At 70.0% G+C, this 15,117-nt stretch carries 17 protein-coding genes and 1 pseudogene; 9 read left to right on the top strand and 9 right to left on the bottom strand.

The genetic code is table 11. From position 1 onward, the window contains the following. The first annotated feature begins 133 nt into the window (after nt 1–133). The 6 genes from ACZ4SW_RS01895 to ACZ4SW_RS01870 all read left to right on the top strand — a co-directional run bounded on the left by ACZ4SW_RS01895 (nt 134) and on the right by ACZ4SW_RS01870 (nt 5,175). Complete coding sequence (locus ACZ4SW_RS01895; protein WP_468236539.1) at nt 134–736, top strand: 2-oxo-4-hydroxy-4-carboxy-5-ureidoimidazoline decarboxylase; 603 nt, start codon at nt 134–136, stop codon at nt 734–736. Between the two features lie 282 nt (nt 737–1,018). Continuing rightward, entirely contained in the window at nt 1,019–1,399 is a 381-nt protein-coding gene (sdhC, locus tag ACZ4SW_RS01890; protein ID WP_103837432.1) for a succinate dehydrogenase, cytochrome b556 subunit, read from the top strand. Nucleotides 1,400–1,404: 5 nt separating this feature from the next. Then, nucleotides 1,405–1,887: a succinate dehydrogenase hydrophobic membrane anchor subunit gene (locus tag ACZ4SW_RS01885; RefSeq protein ID WP_468236536.1), complete on the top strand. Its 483-nt coding sequence runs from the start codon at nt 1,405–1,407 to the stop codon at nt 1,885–1,887. A 19-nt stretch (nt 1,888–1,906) separates the two neighbouring features. Next, a complete protein-coding gene (sdhA, locus tag ACZ4SW_RS01880) occupies nt 1,907–3,661 on the top strand; it encodes a succinate dehydrogenase flavoprotein subunit (protein WP_468236533.1) in 1,755 nt (584 codons plus the stop codon). Next, entirely contained in the window at nt 3,661–4,431 is a 771-nt protein-coding gene (locus ACZ4SW_RS01875) for a succinate dehydrogenase iron-sulfur subunit (RefSeq protein ID WP_103837435.1), read from the top strand. The genes sdhA and ACZ4SW_RS01875 overlap by 1 nt, the downstream gene beginning before the upstream one ends. Before the next feature lie 156 nt (nt 4,432–4,587). Beyond that, on the top strand, nt 4,588–5,175 hold the full coding sequence (locus ACZ4SW_RS01870; protein WP_200418934.1) for a Uma2 family endonuclease: 588 nt from the start codon (nt 4,588–4,590) through the stop codon (nt 5,173–5,175). 20 nt (nt 5,176–5,195) lie between these two features. Here the strand turns inward: ACZ4SW_RS01870 and ACZ4SW_RS01865 are convergent, their stop codons facing one another. From ACZ4SW_RS01865 to ACZ4SW_RS01840, 6 genes and pseudogenes are all read right to left on the bottom strand, one after another. Next, entirely contained in the window at nt 5,196–5,459 is a 264-nt protein-coding gene (locus tag ACZ4SW_RS01865) for a TM2 domain-containing protein (protein ID WP_468236530.1), read from the bottom strand. A gap of 271 nt (nt 5,460–5,730) precedes the next feature. Beyond that, nucleotides 5,731–6,123: a DUF2752 domain-containing protein gene (locus tag ACZ4SW_RS01860; RefSeq protein WP_468236527.1), complete on the bottom strand. Its 393-nt coding sequence runs from the start codon at nt 6,121–6,123 to the stop codon at nt 5,731–5,733. Nucleotides 6,124–6,130: 7 nt separating this feature from the next. Next, a complete protein-coding gene (locus tag ACZ4SW_RS01855; protein ID WP_468236524.1) occupies nt 6,131–6,511 on the bottom strand; it encodes a TM2 domain-containing protein in 381 nt (126 codons plus the stop codon). A gap of 133 nt (nt 6,512–6,644) precedes the next feature. Continuing rightward, a complete protein-coding gene (locus tag ACZ4SW_RS01850; RefSeq protein ID WP_468236521.1) occupies nt 6,645–8,201 on the bottom strand; it encodes an ABC transporter substrate-binding protein in 1,557 nt (518 codons plus the stop codon). Between the two features lie 146 nt (nt 8,202–8,347). Beyond that, nucleotides 8,348–9,153 (bottom strand): annotated as a pseudogene (locus ACZ4SW_RS01845) (hypothetical protein). Between the two features lie 18 nt (nt 9,154–9,171). Further along, nucleotides 9,172–9,414 carry an SCO4848 family membrane protein gene (locus ACZ4SW_RS01840; protein WP_468236518.1) on the bottom strand — a complete coding sequence of 81 codons (243 nt, stop codon included), beginning with the start codon at nt 9,412–9,414 and terminating at the stop codon, nt 9,172–9,174. A gap of 103 nt (nt 9,415–9,517) precedes the next feature. On the opposite strand from ACZ4SW_RS01840, the gene ACZ4SW_RS01835 reads away from it, so the two are divergent. After that, nucleotides 9,518–10,747: a D-alanyl-D-alanine carboxypeptidase family protein gene (locus ACZ4SW_RS01835; RefSeq protein WP_468236515.1), complete on the top strand. Its 1,230-nt coding sequence runs from the start codon at nt 9,518–9,520 to the stop codon at nt 10,745–10,747. On the opposite strand, the gene ACZ4SW_RS01830 is transcribed toward ACZ4SW_RS01835, so the two are convergent. After that, on the bottom strand, nt 10,650–11,606 hold the full coding sequence (locus ACZ4SW_RS01830; RefSeq protein WP_468236512.1) for a YihY/virulence factor BrkB family protein: 957 nt from the start codon (nt 11,604–11,606) through the stop codon (nt 10,650–10,652). The genes ACZ4SW_RS01835 and ACZ4SW_RS01830 overlap by 98 nt on opposite strands. A 146-nt stretch (nt 11,607–11,752) precedes the next feature. Between ACZ4SW_RS01830 and ACZ4SW_RS01825 the strand changes: the two genes are divergently transcribed. Next, a complete protein-coding gene (locus ACZ4SW_RS01825; RefSeq protein ID WP_468236510.1) occupies nt 11,753–12,517 on the top strand; it encodes a decaprenylphospho-beta-D-erythro-pentofuranosid-2-ulose 2-reductase in 765 nt (254 codons plus the stop codon). Between the two features lie 28 nt (nt 12,518–12,545). Here ACZ4SW_RS01825 and ACZ4SW_RS01820 read toward each other — a convergent pair whose 3' ends face one another. Together ACZ4SW_RS01820 and trpS are read right to left on the bottom strand one after the other, a co-directional pair. Next, nucleotides 12,546–13,127, bottom strand: coding sequence for a 2'-5' RNA ligase family protein (locus ACZ4SW_RS01820; RefSeq protein WP_468236507.1), 582 nt, complete (start codon nt 13,125–13,127; stop codon nt 12,546–12,548). A gap of 176 nt (nt 13,128–13,303) precedes the next feature. Next, nucleotides 13,304–14,317, bottom strand: coding sequence for a tryptophan--tRNA ligase (trpS, locus tag ACZ4SW_RS01815; RefSeq protein ID WP_468236504.1), 1,014 nt, complete (start codon nt 14,315–14,317; stop codon nt 13,304–13,306). A 90-nt stretch (nt 14,318–14,407) separates the two neighbouring features. Between trpS and ACZ4SW_RS01810 the strand changes: the two genes are divergently transcribed. Next, nucleotides 14,408–15,117: hypothetical protein (locus ACZ4SW_RS01810; RefSeq protein ID WP_468236502.1), on the top strand; the 710-nt coding region annotated here is incomplete at its 3' end.

Below are 15,117 nucleotides of genomic sequence, written 5' to 3'. Positions count from 1 at the left end.
CCGTCCCAGGTGTCCACGAGAGGCCCCGAAACTCTCCCATCCGGGTGAAATCCGGGCAGCGACTGGACGTCGACCCGACCGCCGTCGGTACCGTGGCGGCGCCTTTCCCACCCGATCCCCTGCCGACCCGCACGTGACGGGCACGAGCCGTCACGCCAGCCGCCGAGGACTCACGCTGCCCGCGCACCGTCTCCCGCACCTGCCCGGCCACACGGCTCTCCCGGCGCACCACCGCACCGAGGCCGCCCCGGGCCTGGAGCGGTTCAACCGCGCACCCGCCGACGACGCCCGGCGCGCCCTGCTCCCCTGCTGCCGCAGCCTGCGCTGGGCCCACCGCGTCGCCGAGCACCGCCCCTACCCGGACCTGGACTCCCTGCTCGCCGCGGCCGACGAGGCGACCTACGACCTCACCCCCGCGGACCTCGCCGAAGCCCTGGCCGGCGAGTCCCTCACCGCGCTCCCGGACGGCATGTACTCAGCGGCCCACACCGCTCTGAGCGCGGCACACGCGGCATACGAGAGCAAATTCGGGCATGTGTTCATCATCTGTCTGGACGACGTGGCCCCGGACGAGCTGCTGGACCAGCTCCTCGCGGGCATCCGATCACGATTGGCCAACGATCCCGAAGAGGAACGGCTCCTGGCGACAGAGGAACTGCGCCGCCTGGCGAGGGGCAGGCTGATCCGTTCGGTACGGGACTTTCCCGGCCAACCCGTGCCGGACCGCGCCCCATAGGAGCGTGGGGCCGTGACGACATACGGCCCCGCTGCGCAGGCGCGAACAACCGCAAACCGTCTGCACCCGGCAGAAACCCACAGCGCCCACCCCGGTAAGCCACCCGGTCGATAAGCCATCCGTGCTCGTTTGAGTGCCTGATTGATCACACCGGCAGGCCCCCCGTAAGCGCCGCAGGCAACCGTCGCTACCATGCTGGGGGCCGGTGGACCGTACCCGGCCGGGCCCGACCGACACAGAAAGCCGGCGCGGCCCTAGTCCCCGCTCCCGGAGGGTTCTTCCGTGCCGGCTGGAACGCTGTACCGCGGCCGGGAAGGAATGTGGTCCTGGGTGGCTCACCGAGTCACCGGCGTCCTCATCTTCTTCTTCCTGTTCGTACACGTGCTGGACACCGCACTCGTCCGTGTCTCCCCCGAGGCCTACGACAAGGTCGTGGCCACGTACAAGACACCGATCGTCGCGATTCTCGAGTACGGCCTCGTCGCCGCCATCCTCTTCCACGCGCTCAACGGCCTCCGCGTCATCGCGGTCGACTTCTGGTCGAAGGGCCCGCGCTACCAGAAGCAGATGCTCTGGACCGTCGTCGGTGTCTGGGTCGTGCTGATGCTCGGGGCGATCTACCCCGTCCTCGGCCACGCCGCTCGTGAACTCTTCGGGAGCTGACGCGCATGTCCACCACTGAATCCACCGCCTCCGGCATCGGCCCCGTCGAGGGTGCCCCGCTGTACGACGTCGACAACCCGGCGCCGGTCATCGAGCCGCCCCGCAAGCGGACGAAGAAGACCCCGAAGTCGACCCGCGGCAACTTCGAGATGTACGGCTGGCTGTTCATGCGCCTGTCCGGCATCGTGCTGGTCGTCCTGGTCATCGGCCACCTGCTGATCCAGCTCGTGCTGGACGGCGGTGTCTCCAAGATCGGCTTCGCCTTCGTGGCCGGCCGCTGGGCCTCCCCGTGGTGGCAGGTCTGGGACCTGCTGATGCTGTGGCTCGCGATGCTGCACGGCGCCAACGGTCTGCGTACGGTCATCAACGACTACGCCGAGCGGACGAACACACGCCTGTGGCTGAAGGGCCTGCTGTACACCGCCACGGTGTGGACCATCCTGCTGGGCACGCTGGTGATCTTCACCTTCGACCCGAACATCCGCTAGGCACGGGGCTGCGAGAATCATGAAGATCCACAAGTACGACACCGTCATCGTCGGCGCCGGCGGTGCGGGCATGCGCGCCGCGATCGAGTCGACGAAGCGCAGCCGCACGGCCGTGCTGACCAAGCTCTACCCCACCCGCTCCCACACGGGCGCCGCGCAGGGCGGCATGGCCGCCGCGCTCGCGAACGTGGAGGAGGACAACTGGGAGTGGCACACCTTCGACACGGTCAAGGGCGGTGACTACCTGGTCGACCAGGACGCCGCCGAGATCCTGGCGAAGGAGGCCATCGACTCCGTCCTCGACCTGGAGAAGATGGGCCTGCCGTTCAACCGGACGCCGAACGGGACGATCGACCAGCGCCGCTTCGGCGGTCACTCCCGCAACCACGGCGAGGCCCCGGTCCGCCGCTCCTGCTACGCGGCCGACCGCACCGGCCACATGATCCTCCAGACGCTGTACCAGAACTGCGTGAAGGAGGGTGTGGAGTTCTTCAACGAGTTCTACGTCCTGGACCAGCTCATCACCGAGGTCGACGGCGTCAAGCGCTCCGCCGGTGTGGTGGCGTACGAGCTGGCGACCGGCGAGATCCACATCTTCCAGGCGAAGGCCGTGATCTACGCCTCCGGCGGCTGCGGCAAGTTCTTCAAGGTGACGTCGAACGCGCACACGCTGACCGGTGACGGCCAGGCGGCGGTGTACCGGCGGGGCATCCCGCTGGAGGACATGGAGTTCTTCCAGTTCCACCCGACCGGCATCTGGCGCATGGGCATCCTCCTGACCGAGGGTGCGCGCGGTGAGGGCGGCATCCTCCGCAACAAGGACGGCGAGCGCTTCATGGAGAAGTACGCGCCGGTCATGAAGGACCTCGCCTCCCGTGACGTCGTCTCCCGCTCGATCTACACGGAGATCCGCGAGGGCCGCGGCTGCGGTCCCGAGGGCGACCACGTCTACCTGGACCTCACCCACCTGCCGCCGGAGCAGCTCGACGCCAAGCTGCCCGACATCACCGAGTTCGCCCGTACGTACCTCGGCATCGAGCCGTACACGGACCCGATCCCGATCCAGCCGACCGCGCACTACGCGATGGGCGGCATCCCGACGAACGTCCAGGGCGAGGTCCTCGCGGACAACACCACGGTCGTCCCGGGCCTGTACGCGGCCGGCGAGGTCGCCTGCGTGTCGGTGCACGGCGCCAACCGCCTCGGCACCAACTCGCTGCTGGACATCAACGTGTTCGGCAAGCGGGCGGGTATCGCCGCCGCCGAGTACTCGCAGACCGCGGAGTTCGTCGAGCTGCCGGAGAACCCGGAGGCTTTCGTCGTCGCGCAGATCGAGCGGCTGCGCAACTCCACGGGCAACGAGCGCGTGGCGGAGCTGCGCCGGGAGCTGCAGGAGACCATGGACGCGAACGTCATGGTGTTCCGCACCGAGCAGACGATCAAGACGGCGGTCGAGAAGATCGCCGAGCTCAGGGAGCGCTACAAGAACGTGGCGATCCAGGACAAGGGCAAGCGGTTCAACACGGACCTGCTGGAGGCCATCGAGCTGGGCAACCTGCTGGACCTGGCCGAGGTCATGGCGGTCTCCGCGCTGGCCCGCAAGGAGTCCCGCGGCGGCCACTACCGCGAGGACTACCCGAACCGCGACGACGTCAACTTCATGCGCCACACCATGGCGTACCGCGAGGTGGGCGACGACGGCACCGAGTCCATCCGTCTCGACTACAAGCCGGTCGTCCAGACCCGCTACCAGCCGATGGAGCGTAAGTACTGATGGCTACCCCTGTTCTGGACAAGGCCGAGGCGAGCGCTTCGGGCTCGGCGGCGTCCCCCTACATCACGGTCACCTTCCGCGTCCGCCGCTTCAACCCGGAGGTCTCCTCCGAGGCGACCTGGCAGGACTTCCAGCTGGAGATCGACCCCAAGGAGCGCGTCCTCGACGGTCTGCACAAGATCAAGTGGGACCTGGACGGGTCGCTGACCTTCCGCCGCTCCTGCGCGCACGGCATCTGCGGCTCGGACGCCATGCGGATCAACGGCAAGAACCGCCTCGCGTGCAAGACGCTGATCAAGGACATCAACCCGGAGAAGCCGATCACGATCGAGCCCATAAAGGGCCTGACGGTCCTGAAGGACCTGGTCGTGGACATGGAGCCGTTCTTCCAGGCGTACCGGGACGTGATGCCGTTCCTGATCACCAAGGAGACGAACGAGCCGACGCGCGAGCGTCTGCAGTCGGCCGAGGACCGCGAGCGCTTCGACGACACGACGAAGTGCATCCTGTGCGCGGCCTGCACGACCTCCTGCCCGGTGTTCTGGAACGACGGCCAGTACTTCGGCCCGGCGGCCATCGTCAACGCGCACCGCTTCATCTTCGACTCGCGTGACGAGGCCGGCGAGCAGCGGCTGGAGATCCTGAACGACAAGGACGGCGTGTGGCGCTGCCGCACGACGTTCAACTGCACGGACGCCTGCCCGCGCGGCATCGAGGTCACGAAGGCGATCCAGGAGGTGAAGCGGGCGCTGATCACCCGCCGCCTCTGACGTCTCCTCGCCGTACGTCACCGAGGGCCCCGTTTCCGCTGGATACGGGGCCCTCGGGCATATGCCACACCATCGGGTGAACGTGGCTGCGAAGGACGCACGGGCGTCGCCCGGCCTACGATGATGCTCTCGACACCAGCCCACGGGAGGCACCTGATGTCCGCAGCAGCCGTCGAGCGGCCACACGAGGAACGGCCGCTGATCGCCGAAGCGAATCTCATCATGGAGAGTCTTCCGGGTCGCCGCGTCGAGATCATCGGAGGACAGCTTCTCTTGAGTCCGGCACCAGACGGCCCGCACTCCGAGGCCCTCATGCTCTTCGCGGCACCGTTCCTGCAGTTGGGCTTGGTGCGAGCGCTACCGAACATCGGCCTCTGGCTGCCGACCGGGGCGGAGGACTACGTGATCCCCGACCTGTCAGTGGTCGACGACGACTATCGTGATCACCTGGTCGAGAACAGCTGCTACGACCCGACTTGCTTCCGCCTCGTCATGGAAGTCACGTCCAGCAACTGGAAGACCGATCTGCGTACCAAGGTCGCCTACTATGCCGAGGCGAAGATCCCGGTCTACGTCATCATCGACCGCCAGCACCAACGCCTCCACGTCCTCACCGATCCGGTCCGAGGCAACTACGCCACGCACCACATTCACATCGCCGGCGAGCTGGTCACACTCCCCGACTCCGTCGGAGGAAAGGTCACCCTGGACGTCACCAGGCTCCTCATGGCCGGGCAGCGGTAACACCGGTAAGGCCCCACCCCTCAGCCCCGCAGTACCCGCCCCTGCTTGTCCGTGCGGTCGTTGCTGGTCAGGAACAGGATGCCGTCGATCAGCGACCAGAAGCCCAGGCCACCGCAGGTGAGGAGCTGGGCGATGCCCACGCCGACCGAGCCGACGTAGAAGCGGCCGATGCCGAGGCCGCCCAGGAAGATCTGCAGGAGGCCCGCGACGATCTTGGACTTGTCGGAGTACGGGCGGCCCTGCGGGTCGACGCCGTAGGGGGCCTCGGGGGTGGGGACGGTCATGGAACTGACTCCTGGATGTGGTGGAGCGGATCACGGAGAACCGGAATGGTTGACTCCGGAAAATGGCCAGGAGGAATCCCGTCACGAAGATGGATGGAAAGGACCGACCGGGATCCGGTCGGAGATCTTCTGTCGTCGTCCCCCTGCGAGCTGGGAGCTTAGGGAGAGAGAGCGCAAGAGGGGGAGAGGATGTGAATGATCGTTTCTGTTCCGTGATCAAATCCGGCCACACGACCGACACATCCAGCCGTCCCGGCTCAACTCCCGCCCGTCAGAAGACGTTACGGACGACCGTCCACGCCACCGCCAGCCCCAGGACCAGCACCTGTGCCCGCGCGCTCAACTGCGGGTGCCAGCGACGGCCGCGCAGCCCTTCGACGGCCCAACGGCCCAGCAGGGCGAGGGCGTACGGAGAGGCGAGCAGCAACGCCCTGTTGTCGAGCCACGCCTCGGCGAAGTGACCGTGCATCAGGTCGTACACCATGCGGGTGCCGCCGCAGGCGGGACAGAGCAGGCCCGTGAGGAGCCGGAAGGGGCACTGGGGCAGGAGGTGCCCGGGCTGGTGCGGATCGGTGTCGTACAGGTAGGCGGCGCCGACCGCCCCGGCGGCCAGTACCGCCAGGGGCGCGGCCGCCGGGTGGCGCAGCGCGGAGGGGAGGGACACCGGTGCCTCAGCCGCGCAGCACGCGGCCCTGGGCGTCGGTCTGGTCGCTTCCCGTCAGCAGGATGATGCCGTCGATCAGCGCCCAGATGCCGAGGCCGCCGCAGGTGAAGAGCTGCGCGAGGCCGAGCCCCACGTTGCCGATGTAGAAGCGCCCGACGCCGAAGGAGCCGAGGACGAACTGCAGCACACCGGCGACGACCTTCGACTTGTCGGAGTACGGGCGGCCGTAGGGGTCGTAGCCGTACGGGGCGGCGGGGTCACCGGTGTACATCCCGGGCGGCACGGCACCGGGCGCATACCCGTACTGCGGGTATCCCGGGGGCGGGCCGGGGGGCTGGTTCGGGTACCCGTAACCGTAGGGGCCGGGCTGCTGCGGCTGCTGGCTCAAGGACTGCTCCTGGGACCGACTGCGGGAAACCCCCGCGAAGATGCGACAAGACGAAAATGAGCCTGGTCATCATGCCCGAGGCGCTCCCGGTCACAGAAGCCGGGGGCGCCTGGTGGATCGAGGTGGCGGCGGGTCAGATCCAGGTCAGCCGCCAGAGACGGAAGACGCCCGTACCGTCCGTCAGATACTGGCCGCCGCCGACGTCCCCGCTGCTGACCACGTACTCCTTGCGCTGCCACAGCGGGATCAGCGGGACGTCCTGCGCCACGATCTGCTGGACGTGCTGGAAGTCGTCGGCGGTCCGGCTGCGGTCGGAGTAGCGCCGGCTGTCCGCGATCAGGCTGTCGACGTCCTTGTTGCTGTAGCCGTTCTTCATGCTGTTGCCGGTGCCGATGAGCGGTGCCGTGAAGGTGTCGGGGTCGGGAAAGTCGGCGACCCAGCCGATGGCCCACGCGTCGAGCTTTCCGCTCGCGTACCGCTTCTGGAAGTCCGTCCACTCGTAACCCTTGACGTCCACCTCGAACAGCCCGGTCGCCTCCAGTTGCCGCTTGAGGTCGGCGGCCTCCTCGGCGGCGGCACCACGGCCCTGCGCGTAGCCGTAGGTGAAGTGGACGGGCACGCTCACGCCCGCGGCGGTGAGCAGGGCGCGGGCCTTCTTGGCGTCGGGCTTGGGGTAGTCGTCGAAGAACGAGGTGGTGTGGCCCGTGATGCCCGCCGGGATCAGCGAGTACAGCGGGTCCGTCGTCCCCGCGTACACGGTGCTGACCAGTTCCTCGCGGTCGATAACCGAGGCGATGGCCTGGCGGACCCGGCGGTCGTGCAGCGGTGAGCCGGCGGAGGTGTTCAGGACGAGGTTGCGGATCTCCGCGCTGTCGGCCTCGGTGACGCGCTGGCCGGGGTCGCTCGGCGAGAGGCCAGCGAGCACGGAGGGCGGGAGCTGGCGGGTGGCGACGTCGACGTCCTTCGCCTTCCAGGCCTTCTCCAGGGCGCCGGGGTCGGCGTAGTACCGCAGCTCGATGGGCCGGCCGGTGTTCTTGACGTCGCCCTCGTAGTGCTTGTTGGGGGCGAGGACGGCCTTGTCGTCCTTCGTGTACGACGTCAGGGTGTACGGCCCGGTCCCGTCGGCACCGTCGTCGGTGCGCAGCTTGTCCTGCGGGTACTTGGTGCGGTCGACGATGGAGCCGGCGCCGGTGGCCACCTTGAACGGGAAGGTCGCGTCCGGCGTGGACAGATGGAAGGTGACGGTCAGTCCGCCGGCGTCCACCGAGCGGAGGGTGTCGAGCAGGGTCGCGGGACCGACGTCGGAGTTGATGCGCTTGACCCGGTCGAAGGAGTACTTGACGTCCTCCGCGGTCATGGTGCGCCCGCTGGGGAACGTGATGTCCTTGCGCAGCGTGCAGCGGTACGTCTTCAGGTCCGTGCCGACGAAGCCGCAGCTCTGTGCGGCGTCCGGCACCGGTTCGACACCGCCGGGTTCGAAGGTCAGCAGCGACTGGAAAACGCTGCTGAACAACGCCCAGGACCCGGCGTCATAGGCGCCCGCCGGATCGAGCGACGTGACGGCGTCCGTCGTCCCGACCGTGATGGTCCTGTCGGTGTTCTCCTTGGCCGGCAGCAACTGCCACCCGCCCACTCCCACGCCCGCCAGCACCAGCAAAGCCGCGAGAATCCGTATGCGAAGCGATCGCATCGGCGCCCCTCCCCAGGCCCTCAGCGCATACCACTCCCCCGTGGTGAGGATCACCCAATCACAGTGTTTCAGCAGGGGGAAGAGTGGTTTGTTGAGATGAGAAAGAACTTACCGAGGGGTTGTTTCCGTAAGATTTCGGCCACCTGTCAGGCCTGGCGGGAGGCCAGTTCGATGACCGTGATGTCCGACGGGGCGCCCACCCGTGTCGGCGGCCCCCAGGCCCCGGCGCCCCGGGACACGTAGAGCTGGGTGTCGCCGTAGCGGTCCAGGCCGGCGACCGTGGGGTTGGCCGCGGCCGCGACGAAGTTGCCCGGCCAGAGCCGGCCGCCGATGTCGCTGACCACCGCGATCCGGAAGCCGTGCGCCGCGCGCGGCAGTCTGGCCAGCGGCACCGTGACCCGCTTCACGGCGGGGCCGCGCAGGACGCCGTAGGTTCCGTAGCCCACCGTGCCGACCGCGGCCGTGGCCACCGCGCCGCCGACGACCCGGGAGACGAACAGCCGCCGGGACGGGGCGGAGTGTTCCCGCGCAGGCGCGGAGTCCGTCTCCGTCTCCGGCTCGTCCGGCTCCGTCTCCGGCTCCGGCGGCACCGCTCCCGCCGGCACGGGCGCCGGTACCGGTGCCGTCTCCTCGGCTCGCGCCCCGCGCTCCGCCTGGCGCCGCACCAACGGTCGTACCAACTCCCCGGCCACCAGTGCCGGCAGCAGGTACAGCGTCAGCGCCATCCACAGGAACCCGGGCCAGCCGAGCACCCGCTGCAGCCAGAAGGGGCACCGGCGCGCTCGGCGACCAGGGCCGCGGCCATCAGCACCGGTCCGGCCACGAGCACCGCCGTGCCGGTGCGGCGGGCGAGACCCGGGCCGCGGGTCGTGTCGCGGACCAGCCGGCGCCACGCGTACCAGTGCAGGGCCACGAGCGCGGCGAGGGCGACGAGCGCCAAGACGACGACCACCGTCTTGTCCCCGCCCCGCTATGACGTTCGCCGCAGCGCGCGCAGTCCGCGCAACCCAAGGACACCGATGACGGTCCCAAGGACAAAGGAGACGACGGCGAGCGTCAGGTGCACCCAGAAGTACGCCGTCGGATTCCCCGCGTCGTCGAACGCGAGTCCGCTGCCGTCCTTCCAGAGGTTCTTGACGAAAGTGATCCAGATGACCCAGCTCCACACCCCGAAGGCGAGCAGGAACCAGGAGATGGGGCGGCTGAGCTTCATACGGTCAGTATCGCGGGTCGTCGGGGGCGGCTCGCCCCGGGGTGCGCGGCGACGACCGGGATGTGACGGGACTTCCCCCTCCGCGCCCGGTACCTTCGCGGTCGTGTCCGCCTTGAAGAAGATCGCCGGGCGCCGCCTGCCGGTCGCCTCCGCCGTCGTGTTGTCCCTCTCCCTCGCCGCTCCCGGGACCGCGTCGGCGGCCCCGAAGACCCCGGCCGCGTCGCCCTCGGCCACACCTCCGGCCGCGATGTCGGCGGTCGGCGGGGAGCGGCTGGGCAGGCCGGGGACCCAGGTGAACCTCGGCAGCGGCGCCCCGGTGCTGCCGAAGGACCTCACGGCACGCTCCTGGATCGTCGCCGACGCCGAGTCCGGCGACGTTCTCGCCGCCCACAACGCGCACTGGCGGCTGCCCCCGGCGAGCACGCTGAAGATGCTGTTCGCGGACACCGTGCTGCCGAAGTTTCCGGCGGGCGAGACGCACAAGGTGGTCGCCTCCGATCTGGACGGCATGGGCGACGGGTCGAGCATCGTCCCCATAAAGGTCGGAGCGACGTACACGGTCCATGATCTGTGGCTCGGTGTCTTCCTGCGGTCGGGCAACGACGCCGTCCACACGCTCGCCGCCATGAACGGCGGCGTCCCGCAGACCGTCAAGGACATGCAGGCGCACGCCGACGAGCTCCAGGCCCTCGACACCCACGTCGTCAGCCCGGACGGCTACGACGCCCAGGGGCAGGTCTCGTCCGCGTACGACCTCACCCTGATCGCCCGCTCCGGCCTGCAGAAGAAGGACTTCCGCGACTACTGCTCGACGGTGCGGGCCAAGCTCCCGGGCGGGGCCACGATCCAGAACACCAACCGGCTGCTGGCCGGCGACTACGACGTGACCCCGTACCGGGGCATCGCCGGTGTGAAGAACGGCAACACCACCAACGCGGGCGCGACCTTCACGGGGGTCGCCGAGCGCAACGGCAGGGTGCTGCTGGTGACGGTCATGAACCCGGAGAAGCACGACCACAACGAGGTCTACAAGGAGGCCGCCCGGCTGCTCGACTGGGGCTTCGGCGCGGCCGGCAAGGTGACCCCGGTGGGCGAGCTGGTTCCGCCGAGGGGCGCGACCACGGGCGCCGAGGCCGGCACGACGCCGTCGCCGGCGGCCGCCGACCGGTCAGGCAAGCCGGTGGCCGCCTCGGTGCGGCAGGGCGGCTCCAGCGGGGTGGGCGTGGCGCTCGCCCTCACGGCCGGCCTTCTGGTGCTGCTGGGCGCGGGGGTGTTCCTGGTGAACCGCCGCTGGCCGCTGCCCGATCTGGTGCGTCGCCGGACCCGTCCCTGACCTGTTCCGCCTCCTTGCTCGGCGTCGCCGTCCAGGCGGCGCAGAACAGCACGAGCTTGGAGGTGAAGTTGATCCACAGCAGCAGCGCGACCGGCACCCCGAATGCGCCGTACATGCTCTTCGAGGCGACGCCCTGGATGTAGCCGCTGAGCAGCAGCTTGAGCAGTTCGAAGCCGACCGCGCCGATCAGGGCGGCGACCAGCAGCCGGCGCCGCCCCGGTTCCACGCCGGGCAGCAGGGTGAGCACGTAGAGAAGGACCAGGAAGTCGGCGAGGACGGAGACGGCGAGGGCGGCGATCCGCAGCAGCACGCTGCCCCAGCCGCCCCGGTCCAGGCCGAGCGGACCGGCCATCCAGTCGACCAGGGCGGTGGCGACGGTGGACGTGGCGAAGGTGACGACGACCGCGCCGCCGAGCCCGACCAGCACCAGGCCGTCCTTGAGCTTGCGGACCACGGGGTTCGCCGGGTCGTCGGGCAGTTCCCACACGGCGCGCAGGCAGCCCCGCATCTGGTCCACCCATCCCAGGCCGGTGAACAGCAGCGCGGCGCCGGCGATCACGCCGACGGTACCGGCGTTCTGCACCAGGCCGTGGATGTCGAGCTGGGCGGAGATCCCGGGGACCTGCTCGGCGACCTTCTTCTGCAGGGTGTTCTGCTGTGCCTGGCTGAGGGTCGCGGCACCGATCGCGGCGGCGACGGTGAGCAGTGGGAAGAGCGCCACGAAGCTGACGAACGTCATGGCGGCGGCGAGCCGGGCCCAGTTCACGCGGTCCAGGCGTTCGTAGGAGCGCCAGGCGTGCGTGGTCATGAGGCGCGTGACCAGCGGCCCGATGCCGGGGAGTCGCTTCAGCCAGTCCATGGTCCGACCCTCCCCTCCTGAATCCGGTCTGTACCCGCTGCCGCGGTCTGTATCCGGCTTCCCCGCATCACCCATTTCAGTGAGGAGCCGCCGAGAGCAGAGATATTGAGAGGGTATGCCTGTTTTGTGGCGATACGGTCACGGTCATGCCTGCCAAGAAGGACGCCCACCGTCTGCCCCGGTCCCTGCTGATCCTGGGCGGCACGTCGGAGATCGCCCTGGCCACCGCCCGCCGGCTGATCGCCCGCCGGGCCCGCACCGTATGGCTGGCGGGGCGGCCCTCCCCCGGGCTGGATGCCGCCGCCGAGCACCTGCGGGGGCTGGGCGCCGACACCCGTACCGTCGCCTTCGACGCCCTCGAACCCGAGGCGCACGAGACCGCGCTCGGCAAGGTCTTCGCGGAGGGCGAGATCGACCTGGTGCTGCTCGCGTTCGGCGTGCTCGGCGACCAGGCGACCGACGAACGCGACCCCATGGCCGCGGCACGCGTCGCCCAGACCAACTACACGGGCGCGGTCACGGCGGGGCTGGTGTGCGCGAGGGAACTCCAGGCGCAGGGGCACGGCCCGCTGGTGGTGCTCTCGTCGGCCGCCGGGGAGCGCGCCCGCCGCCGGGACTTCCTCTACGGGTCCGCCAAGGCCGGGCTCGACGTGTTCGCGCAGGGCCTGGGCGACGCGCTGTACGGCACGGGCGCGCACGTCATGGTGGTACGTCCCGGGCAGGTCCGCACGCGCGGCACGGCGGCCCGGGAACCGGAGCCGCTCTCCACCACGCCCGAGGAGGTCGCCACGGCGATCGAGCTGGGACTGCGCAGAGGGTCGGAGGTGGTGTGGGTCCCCGGCGTCCTGCGGCTGGTCATGGCCGCCCTGCGGCACCTTCCCCGACCGCTGTTCCGGCGGCTGCCCCTCTAGTGGTCCGGAGTACCGGGGAGTCGGAGGGCTAGAGAGTCGGCAGGGTGGCGTCCTCGGCCGGGGCCGCCGCCTGCGGCGGTACGACCGCGCTGCCGAAGGGGAACTCCCGCAGCTTGCGCCAGACGTCGTCAGCGCCCTGCTCGTACAGCGCGAAGCCGGTGCAGGGCCACTGGGCCGCGTAGTCCGCCAGCTCCTCGTACGCCCGGTCCATCGCCGCGTCGTCGATGCCGTGCGCCACCGTGACGTGCGGGTGGTACGGGAACAGCAGGTCGCGCGCCACCGGACCGGAGGGGTCCCGGACCTGCCGCTGCAGCCGGGCGCACTCCTCGGCGCCCTCGACGACCTTCACGTACACCACCGGAGACAGGGGCCGGAACGTGCCCGTGCCGGCCAGCCGCATCGGGAACGGGCGCCCGGCCGCCGCCACGTCGACGAGGTGCGCCTCGATCGCGGTCAGCTCCGAGGAGTCCACCTCCGTCGGCGGCAGCAGGGTGACGTGGGTGGGAATGCAGCGCGCCGCGGCGTCGCCGAAGCCCGCGCGCAGCTCCTGGAGCTCGCTGCCGTGAGGCTCCGGGACCGCGATCGACACACCGATCGTTACGGTCCCCACGTCGTCTCCCTCTCGTCGTCGTGTCGGATTCGTGCACAGCCGTCCGGCTATCGACTGTACGGCCACGACCGCCCCGGAGGCAGGCGCAACCGCAGTGATGTACAGCGCTCTTGGCGGTGACGCGTCCGTGCGCCGGTACGCGCCGGTGCCGGCGCACGGTACGCGTGGTGCCGGTGTCAGTGCTTGGCGGGGAGGAAGCCCACCTTGTCGTAGGCCTGCGCCAGCGTCTCCGCGGCGACGGCGCGGGCCTTCTCCGCACCCTTGGCCAGGATGGAGTCGAGCGTCTCGGGGTCGTCCAGGTACTGCTGGGTGCGCTCCCGGAACGGCGTCACGAACTCGACCATGATCTCGGCGAGGTCCGTCTTGAGCGCGCCGTAGCCCTTGCCCTCGTACCTCTGCTCCAGGTCCGCGATCGGGGTCCCGGTGAGGGTCGAGTGGATCGTCAGCAGGTTGCTGATGCCCGGCTTCCGCTCCACGTCGTAGCGGATCACGGTGTCCGTGTCGGTGACCGCGCTCCTGACCTTCTTCGCGGTGGTCTTCGGGTCGTCCAGCAGGTTGATCAGGCCCTTCGGCGTGGACGCCGACTTGCTCATCTTGATCGACGGGTCCTGCAGGTCGTAGATCTTCGCCGTCTCCTTGAGGATGTACGGCTTGGGGACCGTGAAGGTCTCGCCGAAGCGGCCGTTGAAACGCGTGGCCAGGTCGCGGGTCAGCTCGACGTGCTGGCGCTGGTCCTCACCGACCGGCACCTCGTGCGCCTGGTACAGCAGGATGTCGGCGACCTGGAGGATCGGGTACGTGAACAGGCCGACGCTCGCACGGTCGGCGCCCTGCTTGGCGGACTTGTCCTTGAACTGGGTCATGCGGCTGGCCTCGCCGAAGCCGGTGAGGCAGTTCATGACCCAGGCGAGCTGGGCGTGCTCGGGGACGTGACTCTGGACGAAGAGCGTGCACCGCTCCGGGTCGAGTCCGGCCGCGAGGAGCTGGGCGGCGGCCAGGCGGGTGTTGGCACGCAGGTCCGCGGGGTCCTGCGGGATCGTGATCGCGTGCAGGTCGACGACCATGTAGAACGCGTCGTGGGTCTCCTGCAGGGCCACCCACTGGCGGACGGCGCCGAGGTAGTTGCCGAGGTGGAACGAGCCGGCGGTGGGCTGGATGCCGGAAAGCACGCGAGGACTGTCGGAGGCCATGTTCACCATTCTCTCAGGTCCGGGGGCCCGGGCTGGAACTGGCCGGAAACAGGTGTGATCGGATCGTCCCGCGACGGGATAACAAAGGACATGACAATTCAGGGGGGTCGCATGCGCGGGCTCGGCGGGCTGGTGGCGGCGCTGGTGACGGTGGTGGCGCTGGGCGGGGCGGCACCGTCGGCCAGGGCCATGAGCGGGGACATACCCGATCTGGCGCTGGTGGTGGCCGGCGATTCGGGCCGTACGACGACGTTACGCTCGGGCGACCGGCAGTTCGCGCTGCTGTGGCAGTTGCTGGCGCCGACGGAGACGCGCACCGAGCGGGTCCCCGAGGCGTGGCAGTGGGGCCGGTACCCGCGGGCGCGGGCCACGGTGGTGTGGGCGCTGACCGGGATCGGGGGGTGGCCCTACACGCGGCGGGCGCCGGGCGGTGACGTGGCCATCGAGCGGCAGGACCAGGTGTTCCTGGCGGAGGACGGGTCGGCCTGGGTGCGCTCGGATCCGGCGCCGGACGTGACCGACGACGACATCCGCTGGCGGCGGGTGTCCAAGGACGCCTTCGAGCGGTTGGACGACAGCGGACTGTTCGGGGCCGCGCCCGCCGCGCCGGGGGGCGGCCCTTCGGAGGACCTGCGCTGGGCGGCCGTGGGGCTCGGGGCGGGGCTGGCGCTGGGGGTCGGTGGCACCTTGGCCGTACGGCGGCGCGGGGGGGGGGGGGGGGGGGGGGGGGGGGGGGGGGGGGGGGGGGGGGAGGAGGGGGGGGGGGGGGGGGAGGGGGAGGAGGGGGGGGATGGATACTT

The sequence above is a fragment of the Streptomyces sp. NPDC028331 genome, assembly GCF_055565775.1.
Note: the sequence above shows the minus strand (reverse complement) of the source record. Positions and strands in the feature narration are given on the sequence as shown.